The sequence below is a fragment of the Spirosoma arboris genome, assembly GCF_009754945.1.
Lineage (GTDB): Bacteria > Bacteroidota > Bacteroidia > Cytophagales > Spirosomataceae > Spirosoma > Spirosoma arboris.
Window position 1 is genome coordinate 55,545 of sequence record NZ_WPIN01000002.1, and the last position, 17,667, is coordinate 73,211.

General features: G+C 47.4%; 11 protein-coding genes. 9 read left to right on the forward strand and 2 right to left on the reverse strand.

Going from position 1 to position 17,667, the window contains the following annotated elements:
* Positions 1-65: 65 nt before the first annotated feature.
* A complete protein-coding gene (locus GO755_RS04195) occupies positions 66-4,517 on the reverse strand; it encodes a beta strand repeat-containing protein (protein ID WP_198174754.1) in 4,452 nt (1,483 codons plus the stop codon).
* Positions 4,518-5,501: 984 nt separating this feature from the next.
* Here GO755_RS04195 and GO755_RS04200 point away from each other — a divergent pair.
* From GO755_RS04200 to GO755_RS04235, 8 genes are all read left to right on the forward strand, one after another.
* Positions 5,502-8,831 carry a SusC/RagA family TonB-linked outer membrane protein gene (locus tag GO755_RS04200; RefSeq protein ID WP_157583408.1) on the forward strand — a complete coding sequence of 1,110 codons (3,330 nt, stop codon included), beginning with the start codon at positions 5,502-5,504 and terminating at the stop codon, positions 8,829-8,831.
* Between the two features lie 116 nt (positions 8,832-8,947).
* A complete protein-coding gene (locus GO755_RS04205) occupies positions 8,948-10,543 on the forward strand; it encodes a SusD/RagB family nutrient-binding outer membrane lipoprotein (protein ID WP_157583410.1) in 1,596 nt (531 codons plus the stop codon).
* A 91-nt stretch (positions 10,544-10,634) separates the two neighbouring features.
* Positions 10,635-11,714 carry an alkaline phosphatase gene (locus tag GO755_RS04210; protein WP_157583412.1) on the forward strand — a complete coding sequence of 360 codons (1,080 nt, stop codon included), beginning with the start codon at positions 10,635-10,637 and terminating at the stop codon, positions 11,712-11,714.
* 51 nt (positions 11,715-11,765) lie between these two features.
* Positions 11,766-12,593 carry a tyrosine-protein phosphatase gene (locus GO755_RS04215; RefSeq protein ID WP_157583414.1) on the forward strand — a complete coding sequence of 276 codons (828 nt, stop codon included), beginning with the start codon at positions 11,766-11,768 and terminating at the stop codon, positions 12,591-12,593.
* Positions 12,594-12,780: 187 nt separating this feature from the next.
* On the forward strand, positions 12,781-13,056 hold the full coding sequence (locus GO755_RS04220) for a hypothetical protein (protein ID WP_157583416.1): 276 nt from the start codon (positions 12,781-12,783) through the stop codon (positions 13,054-13,056).
* Positions 13,057-13,145: 89 nt separating this feature from the next.
* Complete coding sequence (locus tag GO755_RS04225; RefSeq protein WP_157583418.1) at positions 13,146-13,427, forward strand: hypothetical protein; 282 nt, start codon at positions 13,146-13,148, stop codon at positions 13,425-13,427.
* A 132-nt stretch (positions 13,428-13,559) separates the two neighbouring features.
* Positions 13,560-14,870, forward strand: coding sequence for an esterase-like activity of phytase family protein (locus GO755_RS04230; protein WP_157583420.1), 1,311 nt, complete (start codon positions 13,560-13,562; stop codon positions 14,868-14,870).
* Positions 14,871-15,011: 141 nt separating this feature from the next.
* Positions 15,012-16,721, forward strand: a complete 1,710-nt coding sequence (locus GO755_RS04235; protein ID WP_157583421.1) for a tetratricopeptide repeat protein — start codon at positions 15,012-15,014, stop codon at positions 16,719-16,721.
* 21 nt (positions 16,722-16,742) lie between these two features.
* Here GO755_RS04235 and GO755_RS04240 read toward each other — a convergent pair whose 3' ends face one another.
* A complete protein-coding gene (locus tag GO755_RS04240; protein WP_157583422.1) occupies positions 16,743-17,081 on the reverse strand; it encodes a winged helix-turn-helix transcriptional regulator in 339 nt (112 codons plus the stop codon).
* Between the two features lie 131 nt (positions 17,082-17,212).
* Between GO755_RS04240 and GO755_RS04245 the strand changes: the two genes are divergently transcribed.
* A complete protein-coding gene (locus GO755_RS04245) occupies positions 17,213-17,626 on the forward strand; it encodes a DoxX family protein (protein WP_157583424.1) in 414 nt (137 codons plus the stop codon).
* Positions 17,627-17,667: the final 41 nt, after the last annotated feature.

Consider the following 17,667-nt stretch of genomic DNA (forward strand, 5'->3'; position numbering starts at 1 on the left):
TTAACAGGATAAGACAGGATTTTTCGGCTATTAACCCTGCCTTATCCTGTTAATCCTGTCAAAAATTATAACCCATTAATAACGCGGGAATACACGTTGTTCAACGGATTACCATCATAGGTCTGCGAACCATCGTCCTTGACGTTAATGGTAATATTGGATACGCTTCCAGGATTAGCCGTCGTCCGGGTAATGGTAAAGCCTAACGTAGTTATACCATTGCCTAAAATTGACTGACCTGAATTAATTGTCAACGTTAACTGGCGATCAACAAGATTATCCGTAACACTCCACTTCGTATTATCTACAGCAGTAGGGTTAGTTTCGCTTCCCGAAACGTCGATTGTGGTCAGCGAATTGTCGTACGAAACGGTATAGCCTAAAGGCGCCGTAACGGTAATTACAATCGTACCACTGGCCGTAGGCAATCCACTAACTTCACTCAAATTGATAATGAAATTACGGGAAGCCTCAGAGCCACTACTGGCGAAGTTCGCCTGAGGCAGAATCAACGTAGGCGACAAATCCGTTTTGACAGGTGCGCCAAGCGTAGCTATATCACTGCGAAATTTCTTGAAGTTATTTTGCGATAGATCTTTGGCAATTGTTGCGTCGTTATAATAGACAGCATCCCCATTATCGACTAGCAGTTGAATCTGGCTGTCGTCAGCCAGCGTAGCGGGCACTTCCACAATAGACTCAAAACTGCCATTAACTGCCAGTGTTGCCAGATTATCGGCCCGGAGCGCAGGTGCATCTGTTGGTACACCTGTCCAAGTATAGAGCCGGAAATTGTTGGGCGGTGTACCGGTATCACTGCCAGCGGGGCCTGCAATAATCAGATAATTATTAGCCGCGTTTTTCCGAATTTCCCGAATACCGCGTCCACCCAGGTCAAACTCGATGGGTGCGCCAAACGTAGCCGATCCCTGCACGCCACCATCAGTAGCCAGAATACTCGTCAGGTTCGTAACGGGAATAACTAGCGCCTTTGGCCGACCAGGCAACGGCACCTGCGGAGCGCGAAAACCGATATAAACCGTACTACCATCTGGGGCAAACTCAGCCCCTTCAATGTTATAGCCGATAGATGATTTCGAGTCAACAGCAGCGTCCGCACTGGCTTGCAGGTCGTAATAATTGGCGCCTTTTCCGTGGCCATTGTTCACATCCCAGGCAATAATATCTTCGCGCAGATGATCGTAGCGGCTCACGTAGGCCAGCGTTGTGTTCGCGCCATTCAGCGTCACATCAGTTGCAAATACCCGATCGCGGTTAGGCCGTGCGCCACCCCCTTCTTTATTACTTTGCGAGCCAATCCAGTAAATTCGATTGCCCGAACTAACCGACGCTTCAATATCCACTTCGCGTGGAACTCCCCCCGAAATATCGGACAGTGCCAGCGATGAAGTATAATCGAAGCCATTAACAGGCAAGCCGGAATTCTGACGATTGTATAGTCTCAACACCTGATTTTCATCATCGGCAACGAGCATATACGATGCATCGACCACTACAGCCGTCGACGCATCGCTTGTTCCCGTATGGAATCGCGTCGATGCCGGCGTCGTGGAAGCCGCCGATGCTGCATAGTTAATTACATAGGAGCCCGAAGTAGTACCGCTAGTAGCCGTAATAGTGATGGTGGCATATCCCACTCCGATAGGTGTGATTTTTAGATTTCGAGTCGCACCGGTTCCCGTAAGATTCAGATTGGCATCGGGTACCACACCCGCATTGCTACTCGTAGCCGTAACGGTGAGCCCCGTTGCCGCACTAAGCGTGAAGTTCATCCCAATTGTGCTGGCCGGGTCGGTTGGGTCATTGATAACTCCGCTCACAACGGCTGGCCCGACAGTCGGCACATTCAGATAGGCAGAATTGGTGGCGGCACTGATACTGACCGGAACAGCAGACGGTGCATCGACAATCGTTACGGATACCGGGTTGACTGTAATGCCGTTGTAGGCAGGGTCGGAACTGCTGGCGCTTTGGGTAATTGTAACCGAACGAGTTCCCTGCACAATGGCATCGTCAGTAGCCGATACGATTACGGTTTGGACCGTGCTGTAGTTCGATGGCGTAAAGACCAGCGTGGGCGAATTTGTCGTCAGCGGACTGCCTGGGCTGGTAATCGTGATCGTAACATCTGCCGTGGGCTGACTATTCAGCGCTACGGTATAGGTATCCGTTGCTCCTCCTTCCGTAACGGTCGTGTTATTGAGCGTCTCCCGAACCAAAACACGGTTGAGCGGAACAAAATAACCGCCGGGATTACCCACGTTTCCTGCTACGGATGAATACGAGTTCTGAACATCGTTGACAGCCGACAACACCCAATTACCGATCGTATTGGTGCCAAGGTTAGCCTGTGTTGTCCAGGCACTTACTCCGTTTGTAAATACGGTACTTCCTGATGTGCTACTACTTGGATACGTAAGCTTATCGACCAGGTTGTTAGACGCATCGAAGATGTTCATTTCATCGCCGTTGCCAAGGTTCTGGTTATTACTGCCAACGACTTTTACGGTTGAAGGCAGATACCAGGCCGCCCGGAAAGTTGCTGCTGGCGCTTCAGAAATGATTACCGATTCGCCGGGTTGTACCACGCCAAAGCCGCCAATTGAAAACGCGCCGGGCACCGGATTGCTGTCATCGAAACTCCAGCCTGTCAGGTCGATCGGCGCAGTACCTACGTTCGTCAGCTCGATAAATTCATTGGCATTACCGGCTCCATTATACGCATATTCTGTAATCCGGATCACGCCCGCCGAAGCCGCATTGACCGACAGTGAAAACGTTGCGCTGATAGTGTTGCTGGCCGGATCAGTCGCCACTATAGTCACTAACTGGACACCAGCGGCCGTAGGTGTACCCGAAATAACACGCGTGTTATTATCTGCCGACAACCCATTGCTCAAACCCGTAATGGCGTAAGTAAGCGTCTGACTTTCGGGATCAGTAAAGGCCGGTACTGTAAAGCTAAACACTGTACCTACTGTAGCCACCTGATTGGCTATCGCCGGAGCAATAGGAGGTAAATCTCCAGAGCCAACCATGGTCGTGACAGCCGCAGCCGAGTTATTGGCTTCGTTACTTTCGGTAATGGTATTCGCTGGATCAACCAAAGCCGTGCCGCTTAGCAGCGTGCCATTTGCCGTTGGAGTTACCATTACGGTCAGCGTAGTACTGGCTCCAGCAGCCAGCGTACCGCCCGAAAACGTAACGACACCCGCCGAATGGTTGTCTGTAAATCCACTAGCCCCAACGGCTGAATTGTAGGTGGCACTGGTAGAGGCAGGCAACGTAAACTGAGCCGAAATGCCCGACGCGCTGACGCCCCCCTGATTACGAATCACCAGCGAGTAATTGAACGGCTGGTTGAGCGTAGCCGACGCTGGGGCCGAAAGTGCGATGGTGAGGTCTGGCTGGGAATTTGATGGAGCGAACGCGATGCCCCGGAAAACGGTGTTGGCAGGAGCGGTTGCAAACGTTGACGCCGTTGCATCAGAACCCGTATCAGTTAGTTTAACAATTCTATTGATCGCCGTCGAACTTGTCTCAAACGTTGACGCGTAAATAACTGGATTAGCTCCCGAAAAATCAACGGCAAGCCCGTAGGCGCCAGCGGTACCACCTACTGGCAATGTATAAGCCAACGACCAGGTGCCTCCGCTGTTTGTCCACTTCTGCACTCCGCCACCGGTTGTACGTCCATCTGCTACATAGCAGACTGTGCCATCAGAATTAAACGCAAAATCGTATGTATTTGAGCCACTACCGGCATTTACAACCAAAGTAGTTGTGTTTCCAGATGACGTTGGCAGGCCAGTTCCGACACTGGAAACGCCTAAAAAAGTGGATGAGGATGTAGAGACATACAACTGACTATTAAAAATACCTACTACACGAATATTTGTAACGGTACTGCTTACCTGGGTTCCGCCGTCCGTTGCTCCCAGTGTCGTAGCCCGTACACCACCTCTACTATTGGTCGAAGCCGTTCCTGCTGTCCATATAGCGGTTCCATCGCTCGAAACCGCCGACCGTATATTATTTGTATTATAGGCAGCGCTTTGGGGGAGAACCGTTGTCGTGTTAATACTCCGGTTATTATCGATCAGCGCTACTACCCGATCAAAACTACCGCTCGACGCAACGCCTGCGGTGGCAACGTCGGCATCATACCCAACCATTGTCAAATAGCGACCATCAGCCGAAAGCTTCAAAATACCTTCAGAACTGGCTGACCCACTCACAGTCAATCGTCGATTCGAACCAGCTACTGCTGTTGGCAAGGGCAGCGTATTAACGACCGAACCAGCGGGGGTATATTCAACCAAATTAACAGGATTGGCAGCACTGGTAGGCGTCGCAGAGCCATCTCCTATCTGAGTAACGACGAGGTTCCCAGCCGTATATTGTGCCCAGGCGGCATTTATAACGCCCGATCCGAGCACTAGTGATCCGCATAAAAGTAATGCGTTGAAAAGATGAGTTCGTATAGTTTGGTTCATAACAAGACATGAATTTCTCTTGCGCAAAACTACGGTCCCCCTCTTGGCCATATGTTACTCAGATATTATGTTCTACAACTTAAGCGATAACTATTCCATAATATCACCGCTTAATATACTCCGCTAGCCTCTATGTGTATTAAGCGGTGATTTACCAGGCCACAACAGATAGGCGTGATCAGGATTATATAAAACTGATGCGCGATTATTTTATCAATTAACCTGTTTAGGCTTTCCCTTTTATAGAAAAATTCAGGCAGTTTTTGGTCATTTCTCCTGCGTAGAAATGACCAAAAAAACTAGTCAACTTTCAATAGGCTTTGGGAGATTTAAATGCTTTTATTAATGAATGAACAAAAAAATGAGGCTAAAAAATTGCCTCATTTTTTTTGTTTTCTCTTAACCTAATCTACAATTTTTTAATAAAAACTATTACTATTATAAAAAATAGAATAACAAAATAGGGATAGATAAAAATGCAAGTAGAAGTAGTATAAATATAGTTTTCCATCGCCAATGATAATTAACATATCGGCTATTACCAGCAAACAAATTCATTAATTCGTTCACCCAATGGCTAATCATTCGGTAAGTTTCCATCTGCGATGGCACAAAAGTATAGCAGGAATTAACATCACAATATTATGAAATTATTATTGACAACAATATATTGATAATCAGCAATTTAATTCAATTCAAATACATTATCAGACTACACAATAACTCATTAACTAGCTGTTTATTACACCTGAAGCAAGATCATTATCACTAGTTTATGAATAGTTCTATTTGATAATTGATTGGTCATACTGTCTTCTCATCCAGTTAATACTAGCTATCTACTTTTGCAGCCAAATAAAAGGGCCTTATAAGGTCATTCTACTTTTTTTATCAATTTCTTCGGCAGCAAATACTGCCTCTCGTATTGGCGTACGCTTTTACGCATTTTAGCATTCACTGTTTCTTACTAACCAATTTATTCTGATGAAAAAAAGATTTACGCGATCAACTTATCGATTGCTGTTTTATGGTCTCTGGATCATAGGCACACTTGCGGGTCATGCCGCCTATGCGCAAAGCAGAAGTGTCAAAGGAAAAGTCTCGGATGCTAAAGGAGGTGGACTTCCAGGTGTTAACGTGATTATTAAAGGTACCAGCACAGGTACATCAACTGATGTTAACGGTGATTATTCACTAAGTGTACCAACAGCCGAAGCGGTATTGACCTATTCGTTTATTGGGTTCGATTCGCAGGAAAAACCAGTGGGTAATCAGGCCATCATCAACGTCTCGTTAGTTGAAAATACGGCGCAGCTAAACGAAGTTATCGTAACGGCGCTGGGCATTAAAAAAGAAGCCCGCACCATTGGGTACACAGCGCAGGAAATTGCCGGTGATCAGTTGGTGAAGGCTCGTGAACCAAACCCGATCAACTCGCTAACGGGTAAAATTGCCGGTCTTACAGTAGCCTCAAGTGCCGAGTTACTGGGTCGTCCGCAGTTGATTCTGCGTGGCAACAGTGACCTGCTCTTTGTGGTCGATGGTGTCCCCATTAACTCAGATACCTGGAACGTATCGGCAGATGATATCGAAACGTACACCGTATTGAAAGGACCAAATGCCGCTGCTCTTTATGGCTTCCGTGGACAGAATGGTGCTATTCTGGTGACAACAAAAAAAGGTACGAAAGACAAACGTAAGGTGGCTGTCGATTTCAATACCAGCACCATGTTTGAGCCTAGTTACCTGGCTATTCCACAGCGCCAGAGCGAATATGGGTTCGGATCGAACTATCAGTATGCATATGCCAATAACCTGTACGACGTAGGTAACCCGAACCGCCGTGCCAACATCTGGGGACCTCGTTTTGAAGGGCAACCCGTGCCTCAATATGACAGCCCGATCGATCCCTCAACGGGTATCCGGCAGGGTACGCCCTGGGTAGCGCGTGGCGCCAATAACTTCCGGGATTTCATGCAGACAGGTATGCTATCGACGAACAATCTTTCGATTTCGTCGAGCGGTGAGAAGTACGACATTCGGATGTCGATTTCGAATAACTACCAGAAGGGTATGGTGCCTAACACCCGGTTGAACATTACCAATTTTAACCTCAGCACAGGCATCAACTTCACGGAGCGGCTTAAATTCGATGGTAGCCTGAACGTGAGTCTTCAGAACTCGCCAAACATTCCGCAGTCAAGCTCAGGTCCAGAAAGTGAAACCTATATTTTTCAGGTATACGGATCGAGCAGCTGGTCGGTGAATGATATGAAGGATTATTACAAAGCGCCACTGGGCGTGCCAGGTGTTCAGCAGTATTATGCGGAATATGGCCGTGGTAACAACCCATACTTTGTCGCTTACGAATGGCTTTATGAACACCGTAAAACGGATATCTACGGCTACGCCCGGTTGAACTATAAGATCAACGATTTCCTGAATTTATCCGCACGTACACAGGTAACGACCTGGAATCAGCTTCGTACCGAGAAAGTGCCTTACTCGGCAATTACGTACAAAGTGCCTGACCTTCGATTGGGTGACTATCGCGAAGATCGTCGGAATCTGTTCGAAAATAACACCGATCTGTTGTTGAGTTTCAACAAGAATGTCTCGAAAGATTTTCACGTAAGTGCAGTGCTTGGTGGTAATGCCCGGACGTTCAATTACAACTCTAGCTGGGCTACCACCGACTTCCTGATCGTACCGGGTGTGTATGATTTCAGTAACTCGAAAAACCCAGTTCAGGCCTACAACTGGCGTTCGGATATGTCGGTGCTGAGTGCTTATGCGACGGCCGATTTGACCTATAAGAACTACCTAACGCTGGGCCTGACAGGTCGCTTCGATAAACTGTCGACCCTGCCAGCCGCCAACCGGACCATCTTCTATCCATCGGCTGCGTTGAGCACTGTTATTACAGATTACGTGAAATTGCCAGAAGCCATCTCGTTCCTGAAACTGCGCGGTTCATATGCCGACGTGAAGGGGGGCAATACGATGTCGACAGTTGCCTCAGCTTACCAGCAGGTAACGGGTCAGTCGACCTCAGCGCTGCTTGGGTACGGTACAGAGGTGATGACGGCCTACGACGGTCCAAGCTACGTGAACCAGAACACTTACACCATCAGCAAGCCGTATAACAACCTGCCTGCCGCTGGTTACACAAGTAGCCTGGCGAATCCGAACCTACAGAGTTTCAACGTAGAATCGTACGAATTCGGTTTCGATGCCAAGTTCCTGCGTAACCGATTAGGATTGGATGTAACGCACTTCACGTCAATCAACGGTCCACAGATTTTCCCACTGCCGGTAGCCTCATCGTCGGGTTACAGCAGCCAGATTGCCAATGCCGTAACAACCCAGAAGCAAGGCTGGGAAGTATCGCTGACGGGTTCTGTATTAAAGAATCCGAACGGCCTGAACTGGGACGTATTGGCCAACTGGTCAACGTACAAAGAGACGCTGAAAAAGATCTATGGCAATGAGCAAAGCATCTACCTATCAGGGCCTAACCACGTGTTTAACATTGGTGACCGTCTGGATGGATACTACAGCTACAACTACCTGCGCAGCCCGGATGGTCAGATCATTCAGTCGTCGACAGGTACGCCCCTGACCCGGCCTTCAGGAACAAACACCCTTCAGTTCATGGGCAACACGAACCCCGATTATGTGTGGGCTCTTAACAACAAGTTCTCGTATAAGAACTTCAACTTTAGCTTCCAGTTCGACGGTCGTGTAGGTGGTGTAATTCGCGACCAGGTATATGCTTACGCGCTGAACTCGGGTAACCAAATTGAAACGGTTCAAGGTGATTTAGGCGCTGCCCGCCTGAAAGAGTGGCAAAGCACTTCCCTCGGCACGAAATCGCCAACAGCGGCTTATGTGGGCCCAGGTGTGGTTATTTCCAACGGTGGCGCGGCTAAGTTCGATGCCAATGGAAATATCAGCAACATGAGCGAATTGCAGTTTGCGCCAAATACCAAAGCTGTTACGGTGCAGACCTACGTGCAGGGTATTTATAACAGCGGTATCGAAGAACCCTACATGGTAAGCAAAACGTATGGTAAACTACGCGAGGTAATTCTGGGCTATACATTCACAGGATCTATGCTGCCCCGCTTTATCAAATCGGCTAACATCTCGTTCGTAGGTCGTAACCTCCTTTACTTCGCCCAGCGCAAAGATTTCGATCTTGACCAGTATGCTCAGGGGTACAGTGCCTCAACACAAAGCACTCTGAAGAATCCAAGCCTGCAATCGGCCACCACACGCCGGCTTGGTGTAAACATCAATCTGACATTTTAAGGATGTAGGATATATGATGTATGGTATATGATGTGCAGTCCCCCAAGTAACAGGCCAGCATACATCATATATCCTACATCATATATCACCAATCATTTTCTCCTTTTAGAAAAACGATGAAAACAAAAATTCAATCTCTGTTTTTAGGACTGACGCTTCTTGTAGCGGTCAGTGCCTGCAAATCATTTGACGAATTGTTGCCTAACCCCAACGTAGCGGGTGAAGATAAAGCTGTTCCACCTTCGTTGATTCTGCCACGTATACAGTTTGACGTGTATAGCATAGGCGACGGAGGCCCTTTTACGCAGGTGCAGATCTGGAATCAGTACTCGGTTTCCAACAACTTATACTATGGGGGCAACAACACTTATAACTGGACGACTACGGCTACGTTATATAATACCCTGAAGAACGTAAACCAGATGGATCTACAGGCGACTAAGACATTGGGAACCAAAGCCAATGCTTTTTCTGCACTAGCTAAGTTTTACCGGGCGTGGATTTTTGTGTGGCAGGCTAACCGGGTTGGCGATACACCCGCTTCGCAGGCAGGTCAGGGGCTATCCGATCTAGAACCAGGTTACGACACACAGAAGGCCGTTTTTGCGCGAAGTCTGTCCTTACTTGATTCTGCAAATACAATGCTGGCTTCGCTGGCAGGGTCGACGGCGTTGCCCGCTTCGATTACGGGCGATATCTACTACAACAACGACCTGACCAAATGGCGTAAGGCGATCAATACCTTCAAGTTACGGGTGCTGATTGATCTGAGCAAGCGAGCTACCGATAATGCCGATCTGAACATTCCAAGCCAGTTTGCGGCCATTGTCAACAATCCTACGCAATATCCGATCATGACCAGCAATGCCGATAACCTGAATTTTGTGTTCAACTCGGCCTACAATACGTATCCGCACACGCCAAACGATGGCAACAACCAATATCAGTTTGAAGGCGCTCCTTATCTGAATATAACGACTGCCACTCAGGACCCTCGCACGTTCGTGTTTGCCACACCAGCTCCCGCACAATTGACAGCTGGGAAGAAAGTAGGTGACTTTACGGCTTATGTTGGCGCTGACATTTCGAAACCAATTGGTGATTTGTATACCGAAGGTGGTAGTGCTGGCCCAACGGGCAAGTATTCATATACCAACAACCTGCGTTATTACGGTTCGGTAGTTGGGCCAGAGCCATACATCATTATGGGGTACTCTGAAATGAACTTCAACATTGCCGAAGCAATTAACCGGGGTTGGGTATCAGGAGCTTCTGCAGAGAGTTACTATCTGAAAGGAATCAACGCATCGCTGTCATTCTACGGTCTGACCGAAGGACAGACTTACACGATAGGTGATCAGGGCGGTAAACTACTTGGCACAACGACCCTATCGATCAGCACCTTCCTGGCGAATCCTGGTGTGGTGTACAAAGGCGATAATGCCGACGGGCTGGAGCAGATTCTGAATCAGAAGTATGTGTCAATGCACCAGAATTCAGGCTATGAAGCTCTTTACAACTGGCGCCGGACAGGCTTCCCCAAATCATTCGTAGCAACGGGTGGTGGTATCAATTCAACGGGCAAAATTCCCCGTCGTTGGCAATATCCGGTCGATGAGCAAACGTACAATACGGCGAATTATAAGGCTGCTGTAATGAGCCAGTTCAATGGTACCGACGATTTGAACATGGATACCTGGTTGACGAAGTAATCTATAAAAAGCCCGGCCGGTTTTAACGCCTGCCGGGCTTTTTGTTTCCCGCTAAATGGCAAAAACGTATCTGCCAACGAGATCACTGTACATGAAGACTCTTTTTCTTTTTATGATTGCTCTGGCTCCGGTTTTACCGGCTTCTGCTCAACAACCACTAGTTGCCAAAAAGCCAAAAAACATCATTCTAATGGTGGGCGATGGAATGGGAACCGCTCAGATTTTTGCCGGCTTAACCGCCAATCATGGCACACTGAATCTGACACGCTGCACCGCCATCGGATTCCAGAAAACTCAATCGGCCGATGCGTTCGTGACTGATTCCGGTGCAGGAGCAACTGCCTTTGCTATTGGCAAAAAAGCGAAGAATGGCGCGATCGGTGTTGATGCACAGGAGAAACCGCAACAGACAATTCTCGAAACAGCCAAAAAGAACGGGCTGAGTACCGGCCTTGTGGTGACCTGTTCAATTACCCACGCTACGCCAGCTTCCTTTTATGCCCACGTACCCTCGCGTTCGCAGGTAGAAGACATTGCCGCCGATATGCTCAAGGGCAATGTGGATGTATTTGTTGGTGGTGGACGCAATCATTTTGCCCATCGGAAAGATGGCCGGAATCTGGTGCAGGAATTACAAACCAAAGGCTACCAGATTGCCGACTCAACAGCTGACTTAAGTACGATTAAAACAGGAAAATTAGCCGCCTTCACAGCTGATCTGGAACCAAAAAAGATTAGCGAAGGTCGGGGTGATTTACTGCTGAACGGAACCACCACAGCGCTCCGGCTGCTCGATCAGACTAAAAAAGGGTTTTTCATGATGATCGAAGGGTCGCAGATCGACTGGGGCGGCCACGAGAACCAAACCAACTACATCGTTGGCGAGATGCTGGATTTTAACAAAACGATTGGTGCCGTTTTAGATTTTGCCGAGAAAGATGGCAATACGTTAGTAGTGATCACCGCCGACCATGAAACAGGTGGTCTGGCCATTACAGATGGTGATATGCAAGCTGGTCAGGCCGAAGGCAAATACGTAACGAAAGGCCATACAGGCATTATGGTGCCGGTCTTTGCTTATGGACCAGGTGCCGAAGCCTTCATCGGCATTTACGAAAACACTGCAATTTTTGACAAAATGATGGCGGCCTATGCGCTCCGCATCCATTGAGTAAACTATCGTGCAAGCGCAGAATTTTCACGTTTCATAATCTAGCTATTCATGAAAAAGCTCACTCTTCTTCTCTCTATTTTCGTTACATCCGTCTCCTTCGGACAGAGCAACGACACCTTGGTTTACAACTCAAAACGGGCCGTTACGCTCGAAGGTGCGAGCAACTTTCGCGACCTTGGCGGCTACCCGACTCAAGATGGTCATCATGTAAAATGGGGACATCTGTACCGCTCCGCTGATATCAGCAAATTAACCGATGCCGATTTGACCGTTCTGAGCCAGCGTCACATTGCAACCGTCTGCGATTTGCGCGGTCCCGATGAAGTCAAAACCAGCCCCGATCGCCTTCCTGCTGGCGCAACCTGGTACAACATGCCCGCTGGCAGTGAAAACACGCGTGCTGCTACGGCAGCCTTACAGGGAGCCCGACCCACTAATCGCGATTCAATGATGATCGCTTTTTACGGTCGCACAGACCATCTAAAAGCAAAATACAAACCCATGTTCGATCAGTTGCTGGCTCTTGATGGCAATAAAGCGCTGCTGTTTCACTGCACGGCGGGTAAAGATCGGACGGGTGTCGGCGCAGCTTTAATTTTGTCCGCACTTGGTGTAGACCGGTCTATAATTCTGAAAGATTATGCAGCCACGAATGAATACTGGAAAGGCAACCGCGAACAGGTTGTCCAGTCGATGACCAAACAGGGTATGGATGAGAAGGCCGTAAAAAGCATGCTGGCGGCCAACCCGGCTTACCTTCAAAGTGCCTTCGATGCAATTGACCGGCAATATGGTTCAATGGATAAATTCCTGACTCAGGAAATGGAATTAACCCCGGCGAAACTGGCTCAACTACGTAACAAGTACGTGCAGTAATCTAGAAAGAGTTCTTTTGACAGGATTTACAGGATGAACAGGATTATGTAGAAAGATAAAATCCTGTTCATCCTGTAAATCCTGTCAAAAAATAGTATAAAATCTGGTCATCTGTTTAATAATCTTGCCTTAACAGACAGCAACGGGGAGCGCTTTACCTTTGTGGTGGTCAAAATGAATCATCGTTATGCGCTTTATTGCTGTTTTCAATCAATTTCAAACGTCTTACGGATTAGGATTTGACAGTCTACTCGACGCTGTTGATTTCCTGTTCTGGGGCTACGAAGACCATGAATTAGTGCCTGAAGGTGTTTATGATATCCTAACTGATCAGGTAACGCCGTACGAGCATGCAGGCCAATTGCTGAGTTCTGCCAGTATCTCTTCAATTCGCACGATCGCTAAAGATTATCTGGCGAATATTCGTCAATTGAGCTATTTTCTTCGCTCCAGCGCCGGTTAACGGTCTACCACTTCTTTATTAAACATGTATTCGTTCAGGTGAATTTTTCACCGAGACGTACTGCTATCTACCATCTCACAAAATTCCTCATGGCTCATCACCGATTAAAAGCAACTTCAAATAATATCAGCAGTCTCTGGTTTGGGGCTGATACACCTATCCGTCAGTATAAAATAAAGTCGAATCCTGAATTGTGGGAGGCTTGTCAGCGAGTTAATCTGGTATTTAAGGCCCCTTCTGGCGCATCATCCACTGAGCACTATACGAAGTCGGATAAGAGTGCATTTGTCAGAGCTGTTCAGGAAAAATTATATCAGCCCACTACGAGCCGACGGGCTTATTATTACTGCCGTCAGCTAGAAATGATCTGAACTTACCGGGAACATATTTCACTAACAATCAACCACTTAAAACTTAATACTCACGTAACAAACCGGGCGTTTATATTACATTCGGATAATATGGGGAGCTATAGCTTTGCGCACAAAACAAAGCTTTTCCTCATGAGAATATCGTCTCTACCTCTCTCAATTGCTACTAGTTGTGCAATCGCTAGTGGCCTTCTGGTAGCCGCCTGCCAAGACCACCGGATTCCGGCTGTCCTTCCCTCCTTTTCCGAAGCGTCGAATCCAGCGGTGCTGGCTACGTCTCCCAATGGAACTGTAATTTATAATGGCGGATTTGGATCGGCCATTGCACAGGATCATAACGACCCAACGGTATTTTATCTACTAACCGATCGGGGACCAAACGCAGCCGGTTCAGCCGCTAATTCCATCATTTTTGGTAAAGCCGATTTTACACCCCAAATCGGTCGGTTTCATGTAGTTGGTAATCAACTGGTTTTAGAAAAAACTATCCTGCTCAAAAATGCAGCCGGACAGCCATTAACGGGTCTACCAAACCCAATTGGTCAGGGAAATACGGGTGAAATAGCGCTTGATCTAAATGGACAGACCATTGCCCCTAACGCCGATGGTATCGACTCAGAAGGTCTGGTGCTGGCATCCGATGGCACATTTTGGATTAGTGATGAATATGGCCCGCACATTGCGCACTTCGATGCTAACGGCAAAACCATCGAACGTATCAACCCATTTGGTTCTGGCACTGGCGGACGTACCTTACCTAAGGTACTGGCCCGTCGTCGGCCTAACCGGGGTATGGAAGGTCTAACAATCACCCCCGATGGAAAAACGCTGGTCGGCCTGATGCAGTCGCCCATGTACAATCCATCATCGGGAGCTACAACGGGCTCTGTAGTTCTGCGTGTTGTAACCTTCGAAATCGCTACTGGAGTCACGAAGCAATATGTGTATCTGATGGAAAACGCCAGTCTGACTGGTTGTAGCGATATTGCTGCCATTACGAACACGACCTTCCTGGCTTTGGAACGAGACGGCGATTATGGTGGAAATCCAGCAAAACCAGCCACATTCAAACGGATCTATAAATTCGATATTGCCGGTGCAACGGATATCTCCGACCCATCGAACGGCGATGGTGGTAAATTATATGGTGGACTTACCGTTGAGCAGCTTAAAGACAAAGCAGGCTTACAAAATGCGGGTGTTGTTCCCGTTACGAAATCATTGGTCTTCGATATCCTGACGGAGATCTCACCGGTTTATCCGCACGATAAAGCGGAAGGTATTACCATCCTTAGTAATACCCAGTTGGCAATCTCCAATGACGATGATTTCGGGGTGATTGATAACGGTCAGAATGGTTTCACAACCAAAATTCTGCCAGCCACCGGCAAAGTTGACCTCAACCGGATCTATTTTGTAACGCTAAAAGCACCGCTTAAATAAGTGAGTTAACTAAAAATAGGTGACGATCTGGTGCGGATGAATCCCTACTCCAGATCGTCACCTATTTTTAGTTAACAAAAACTTCACATTACAACCGATAACGTAAGCTCTATCTTTATGGGTTAGATAAATCCATACAGGATGCATCAGGTTTATGACCGCACTTCATACCGTCTACTTATCCGTCGTCTGGGTTCACTGCTGAAAACCCCCTATTTAGCCTTCTGGTTGGTTTTTGGCATCTCGACATCGGCGACGGCTCAAGTTCTTACGAATACCGAACAGCTATCACGTCAGTATCCCGACTCAGCTTACCGGCTGATCAAGGTTATGCTGGATAAGGCCATTAGCCAGAACGATCAACAGACAGAAGGCGATTGCCTGCAACAAATTGGCCTGTTACTATACCATCAGGGAAGCTATGTTCAGGCCATCGACTATCTTCTTCAGGCACAGAAAATTTTCCACACGACCCGTGATGCCAGGCGATTGGCCCGTAATCACAATGAACTCGGTACGGTTTACTATTACAACGAACAGGTAGAGCGGGCACTGAGTCAGTTTAAAGAAGCGCTGACTTTTTACCGCCAAAACGGCAATGCCGAAGGACTGGCTCAAACCTATGCCAACATCGGGCATATTTACGAAAAACGACAGGACCCTAAGCAGGCTTATCACTACCAGAAACTAGCCCTGACGAATAGTCTGGCAGCTAATGATGTGACCAGCCTGACTAAAATTTACGAAAACCTGGGGAGCATTTTTGAAGATGAAGCCCAATACGACTCGGCTCATTTCTACTATCAGAACGCGCTGGCTCTGGCCCAGCAAACCCACGACGAGATTGGTCAGATCGAAATCATCAATAACCTCGGCGATGTTTTCCGAAAAACGGGTCGGTACCAGCAAGGGCTAAAATTCTCGCGGGAAGCCATGCAGCGATCGCAGAAAACGGGTGAGTTATATCAGCTTAGTGCGGCCCTCCGAGATATTGCCAAGACGTATCGGTTAGTGAATCAGCCCGATAGCGCCTATAGCTACCTGGAACGAAGCCGCGATTTAGTCGACGCGATTTATGCCGCAGACAATACCCGTCAGATTACCCTGCTTCAAACACTGTACGATGTAGAGCGGAAAGACAGCGAGATTGCTCAATTGAACGCCCAGAAACAAATCGACTTCATTATCATTATCGCTGCCAGTGTCGTATTGGTATTAATTGGTATTCTGGGGGCGGTAATTATCAGTCGACAGCGGCTGAAGATTCGGAATGAACAGGCGATCAATCAGCAGAATCAGCAGATATTCCAGACTCAGAACGAACTGATGCAGGTTGAATTGAAGAACCAACAGTTGGAAGAGGAGAATTTGAAAGGACAACTTGAGCTGAAGAGTAAGGAGTTAACCACGCACACGCTTCAGATAATTCAGAAAAATCAGGTACTCGAAGAAATCAAAGAAGACCTGACGGCGATTCTGAAGGATGATAAGCGCGATCAGAAAAAACAACTTCGGCAGTTAGTACAAAAAATTAGCCTGAACTTTAGTCAGGATAAATACTGGGACGATTTCAGAACGATTTTCGATCAGGTTCACCCCTATTTCTTTACACAGCTCACCCAGCAATTTCCCGATTTAACTGCCACCGATCTGCGCCTGATTGCCCTGTTGAAGATGAACATCAGCTCTGCCGATGTCGCCACGCTACTCGGTATTTCGTCGGATAGTCTGCGGGTATCTCGTTATCGACTTCGCAAAAAAATCGGGCTTGCAGAAGGCGAATCGCTCTCGGCTTTCATTCAGCGTTTTCCTTCACAACCGCTGTTATCGCCCGAAAACAGTACGATTTAGTAGCTGTGCCCTTCGCAGCAATCAGTTTCCAATAATCGTTTTGCGATGAGCCAATCCCCAATAATGAAGCTCTTCCATCACTTTCTCAAGTGACGTTCCGTGAGCCGTAATTGTGTATTCTACAGTCGGAGGAAACGTGTCATAAACTGTTCTTTTCACCAGTTTATTTACTTCTAAATTTTTCAACTCCTTCGACAGCGTTTTATCAGTAATCCCACCAACCTCTTTTGATAGTTGCTTAAATCGCTTGGGACCGGATGACAGTGCAAACAAAATCAGTAGTTTCCATCTTCCCTCCAGCGCATCTAACGCATCCTTGATAGAAAGCATATTTTTAGGGCATCCGCCTGTCGTCAGCATTTTTTGGCTTGTTAATCGTTCGTTCTTTTTGCGTTACTATCCCGTTGGATAGCGCTATCTCAACAGGAAGTGCTTTCCAATGGATAGCAAACATAAATACTTTTGTGCCTTTAACGAAAAAATATTCACTGATGACAAATCGACAAAAACCGTCAAAGGCCATGCACATAACCCTTTGGCTGGCGCAGGTAGTTCTAGCAATCGTTTTGGTTTGGGCGGGCACCATGAAATTGTTTCAACCGATTGAAAAGCTGTCTGCCATGTGGCCCTGGACAGGTCAGATTCCGGTATTATTGGTAAAACTTAGTGGAATTGTCGATTTAATAGGTGCCATTGGGTTAATACTACCAGCACTAGTCCGCATAAAACCACAGCTTACGCCAATTGCTGCTTTAGGAATCATTGCCCTCATGGTATGCGCAAGCATTTTCCACATTGCCCGAGGAGAAGCATCGAGCATAGGCGTGAATATAGCTTTCGCACTTATTGCCGCTTTTATAGCCTGGGGAAGATTGACGAAAGCACCGATAACTTCTGTTCAGTAAACTACAGACAAACCAATCGTTCACCTTTGAGCTTGCGTCAT

Excerpts from the sequence above, each read along its gene's own strand:
- GO755_RS04195 (WP_198174754.1), bottom strand. The coding sequence starts at position 4,517 with ATGAACCAAACTATACGAACTCATCTTTTCAACGCATTACTTTTATGC.
- GO755_RS04200 (WP_157583408.1), top strand. The coding sequence starts at position 5,502 with ATGAAAAAAAGATTTACGCGATCAACTTATCGATTGCTGTTTTATGGT.
- GO755_RS04205 (WP_157583410.1), top strand. The coding sequence starts at position 8,948 with ATGAAAACAAAAATTCAATCTCTGTTTTTAGGACTGACGCTTCTTGTA.
- GO755_RS04210 (WP_157583412.1), top strand. The coding sequence starts at position 10,635 with ATGAAGACTCTTTTTCTTTTTATGATTGCTCTGGCTCCGGTTTTACCG.
- GO755_RS04215 (WP_157583414.1), top strand. The coding sequence starts at position 11,766 with ATGAAAAAGCTCACTCTTCTTCTCTCTATTTTCGTTACATCCGTCTCC.
- GO755_RS04220 (WP_157583416.1), top strand. The coding sequence starts at position 12,781 with ATGCGCTTTATTGCTGTTTTCAATCAATTTCAAACGTCTTACGGATTA.
- GO755_RS04225 (WP_157583418.1), top strand. The coding sequence starts at position 13,146 with ATGGCTCATCACCGATTAAAAGCAACTTCAAATAATATCAGCAGTCTC.
- GO755_RS04230 (WP_157583420.1), top strand. The coding sequence starts at position 13,560 with ATGAGAATATCGTCTCTACCTCTCTCAATTGCTACTAGTTGTGCAATC.
- GO755_RS04235 (WP_157583421.1), top strand. The coding sequence starts at position 15,012 with ATGCATCAGGTTTATGACCGCACTTCATACCGTCTACTTATCCGTCGT.
- GO755_RS04240 (WP_157583422.1), bottom strand. The coding sequence starts at position 17,081 with ATGCTGACGACAGGCGGATGCCCTAAAAATATGCTTTCTATCAAGGAT.
- GO755_RS04245 (WP_157583424.1), top strand. The coding sequence starts at position 17,213 with ATGACAAATCGACAAAAACCGTCAAAGGCCATGCACATAACCCTTTGG.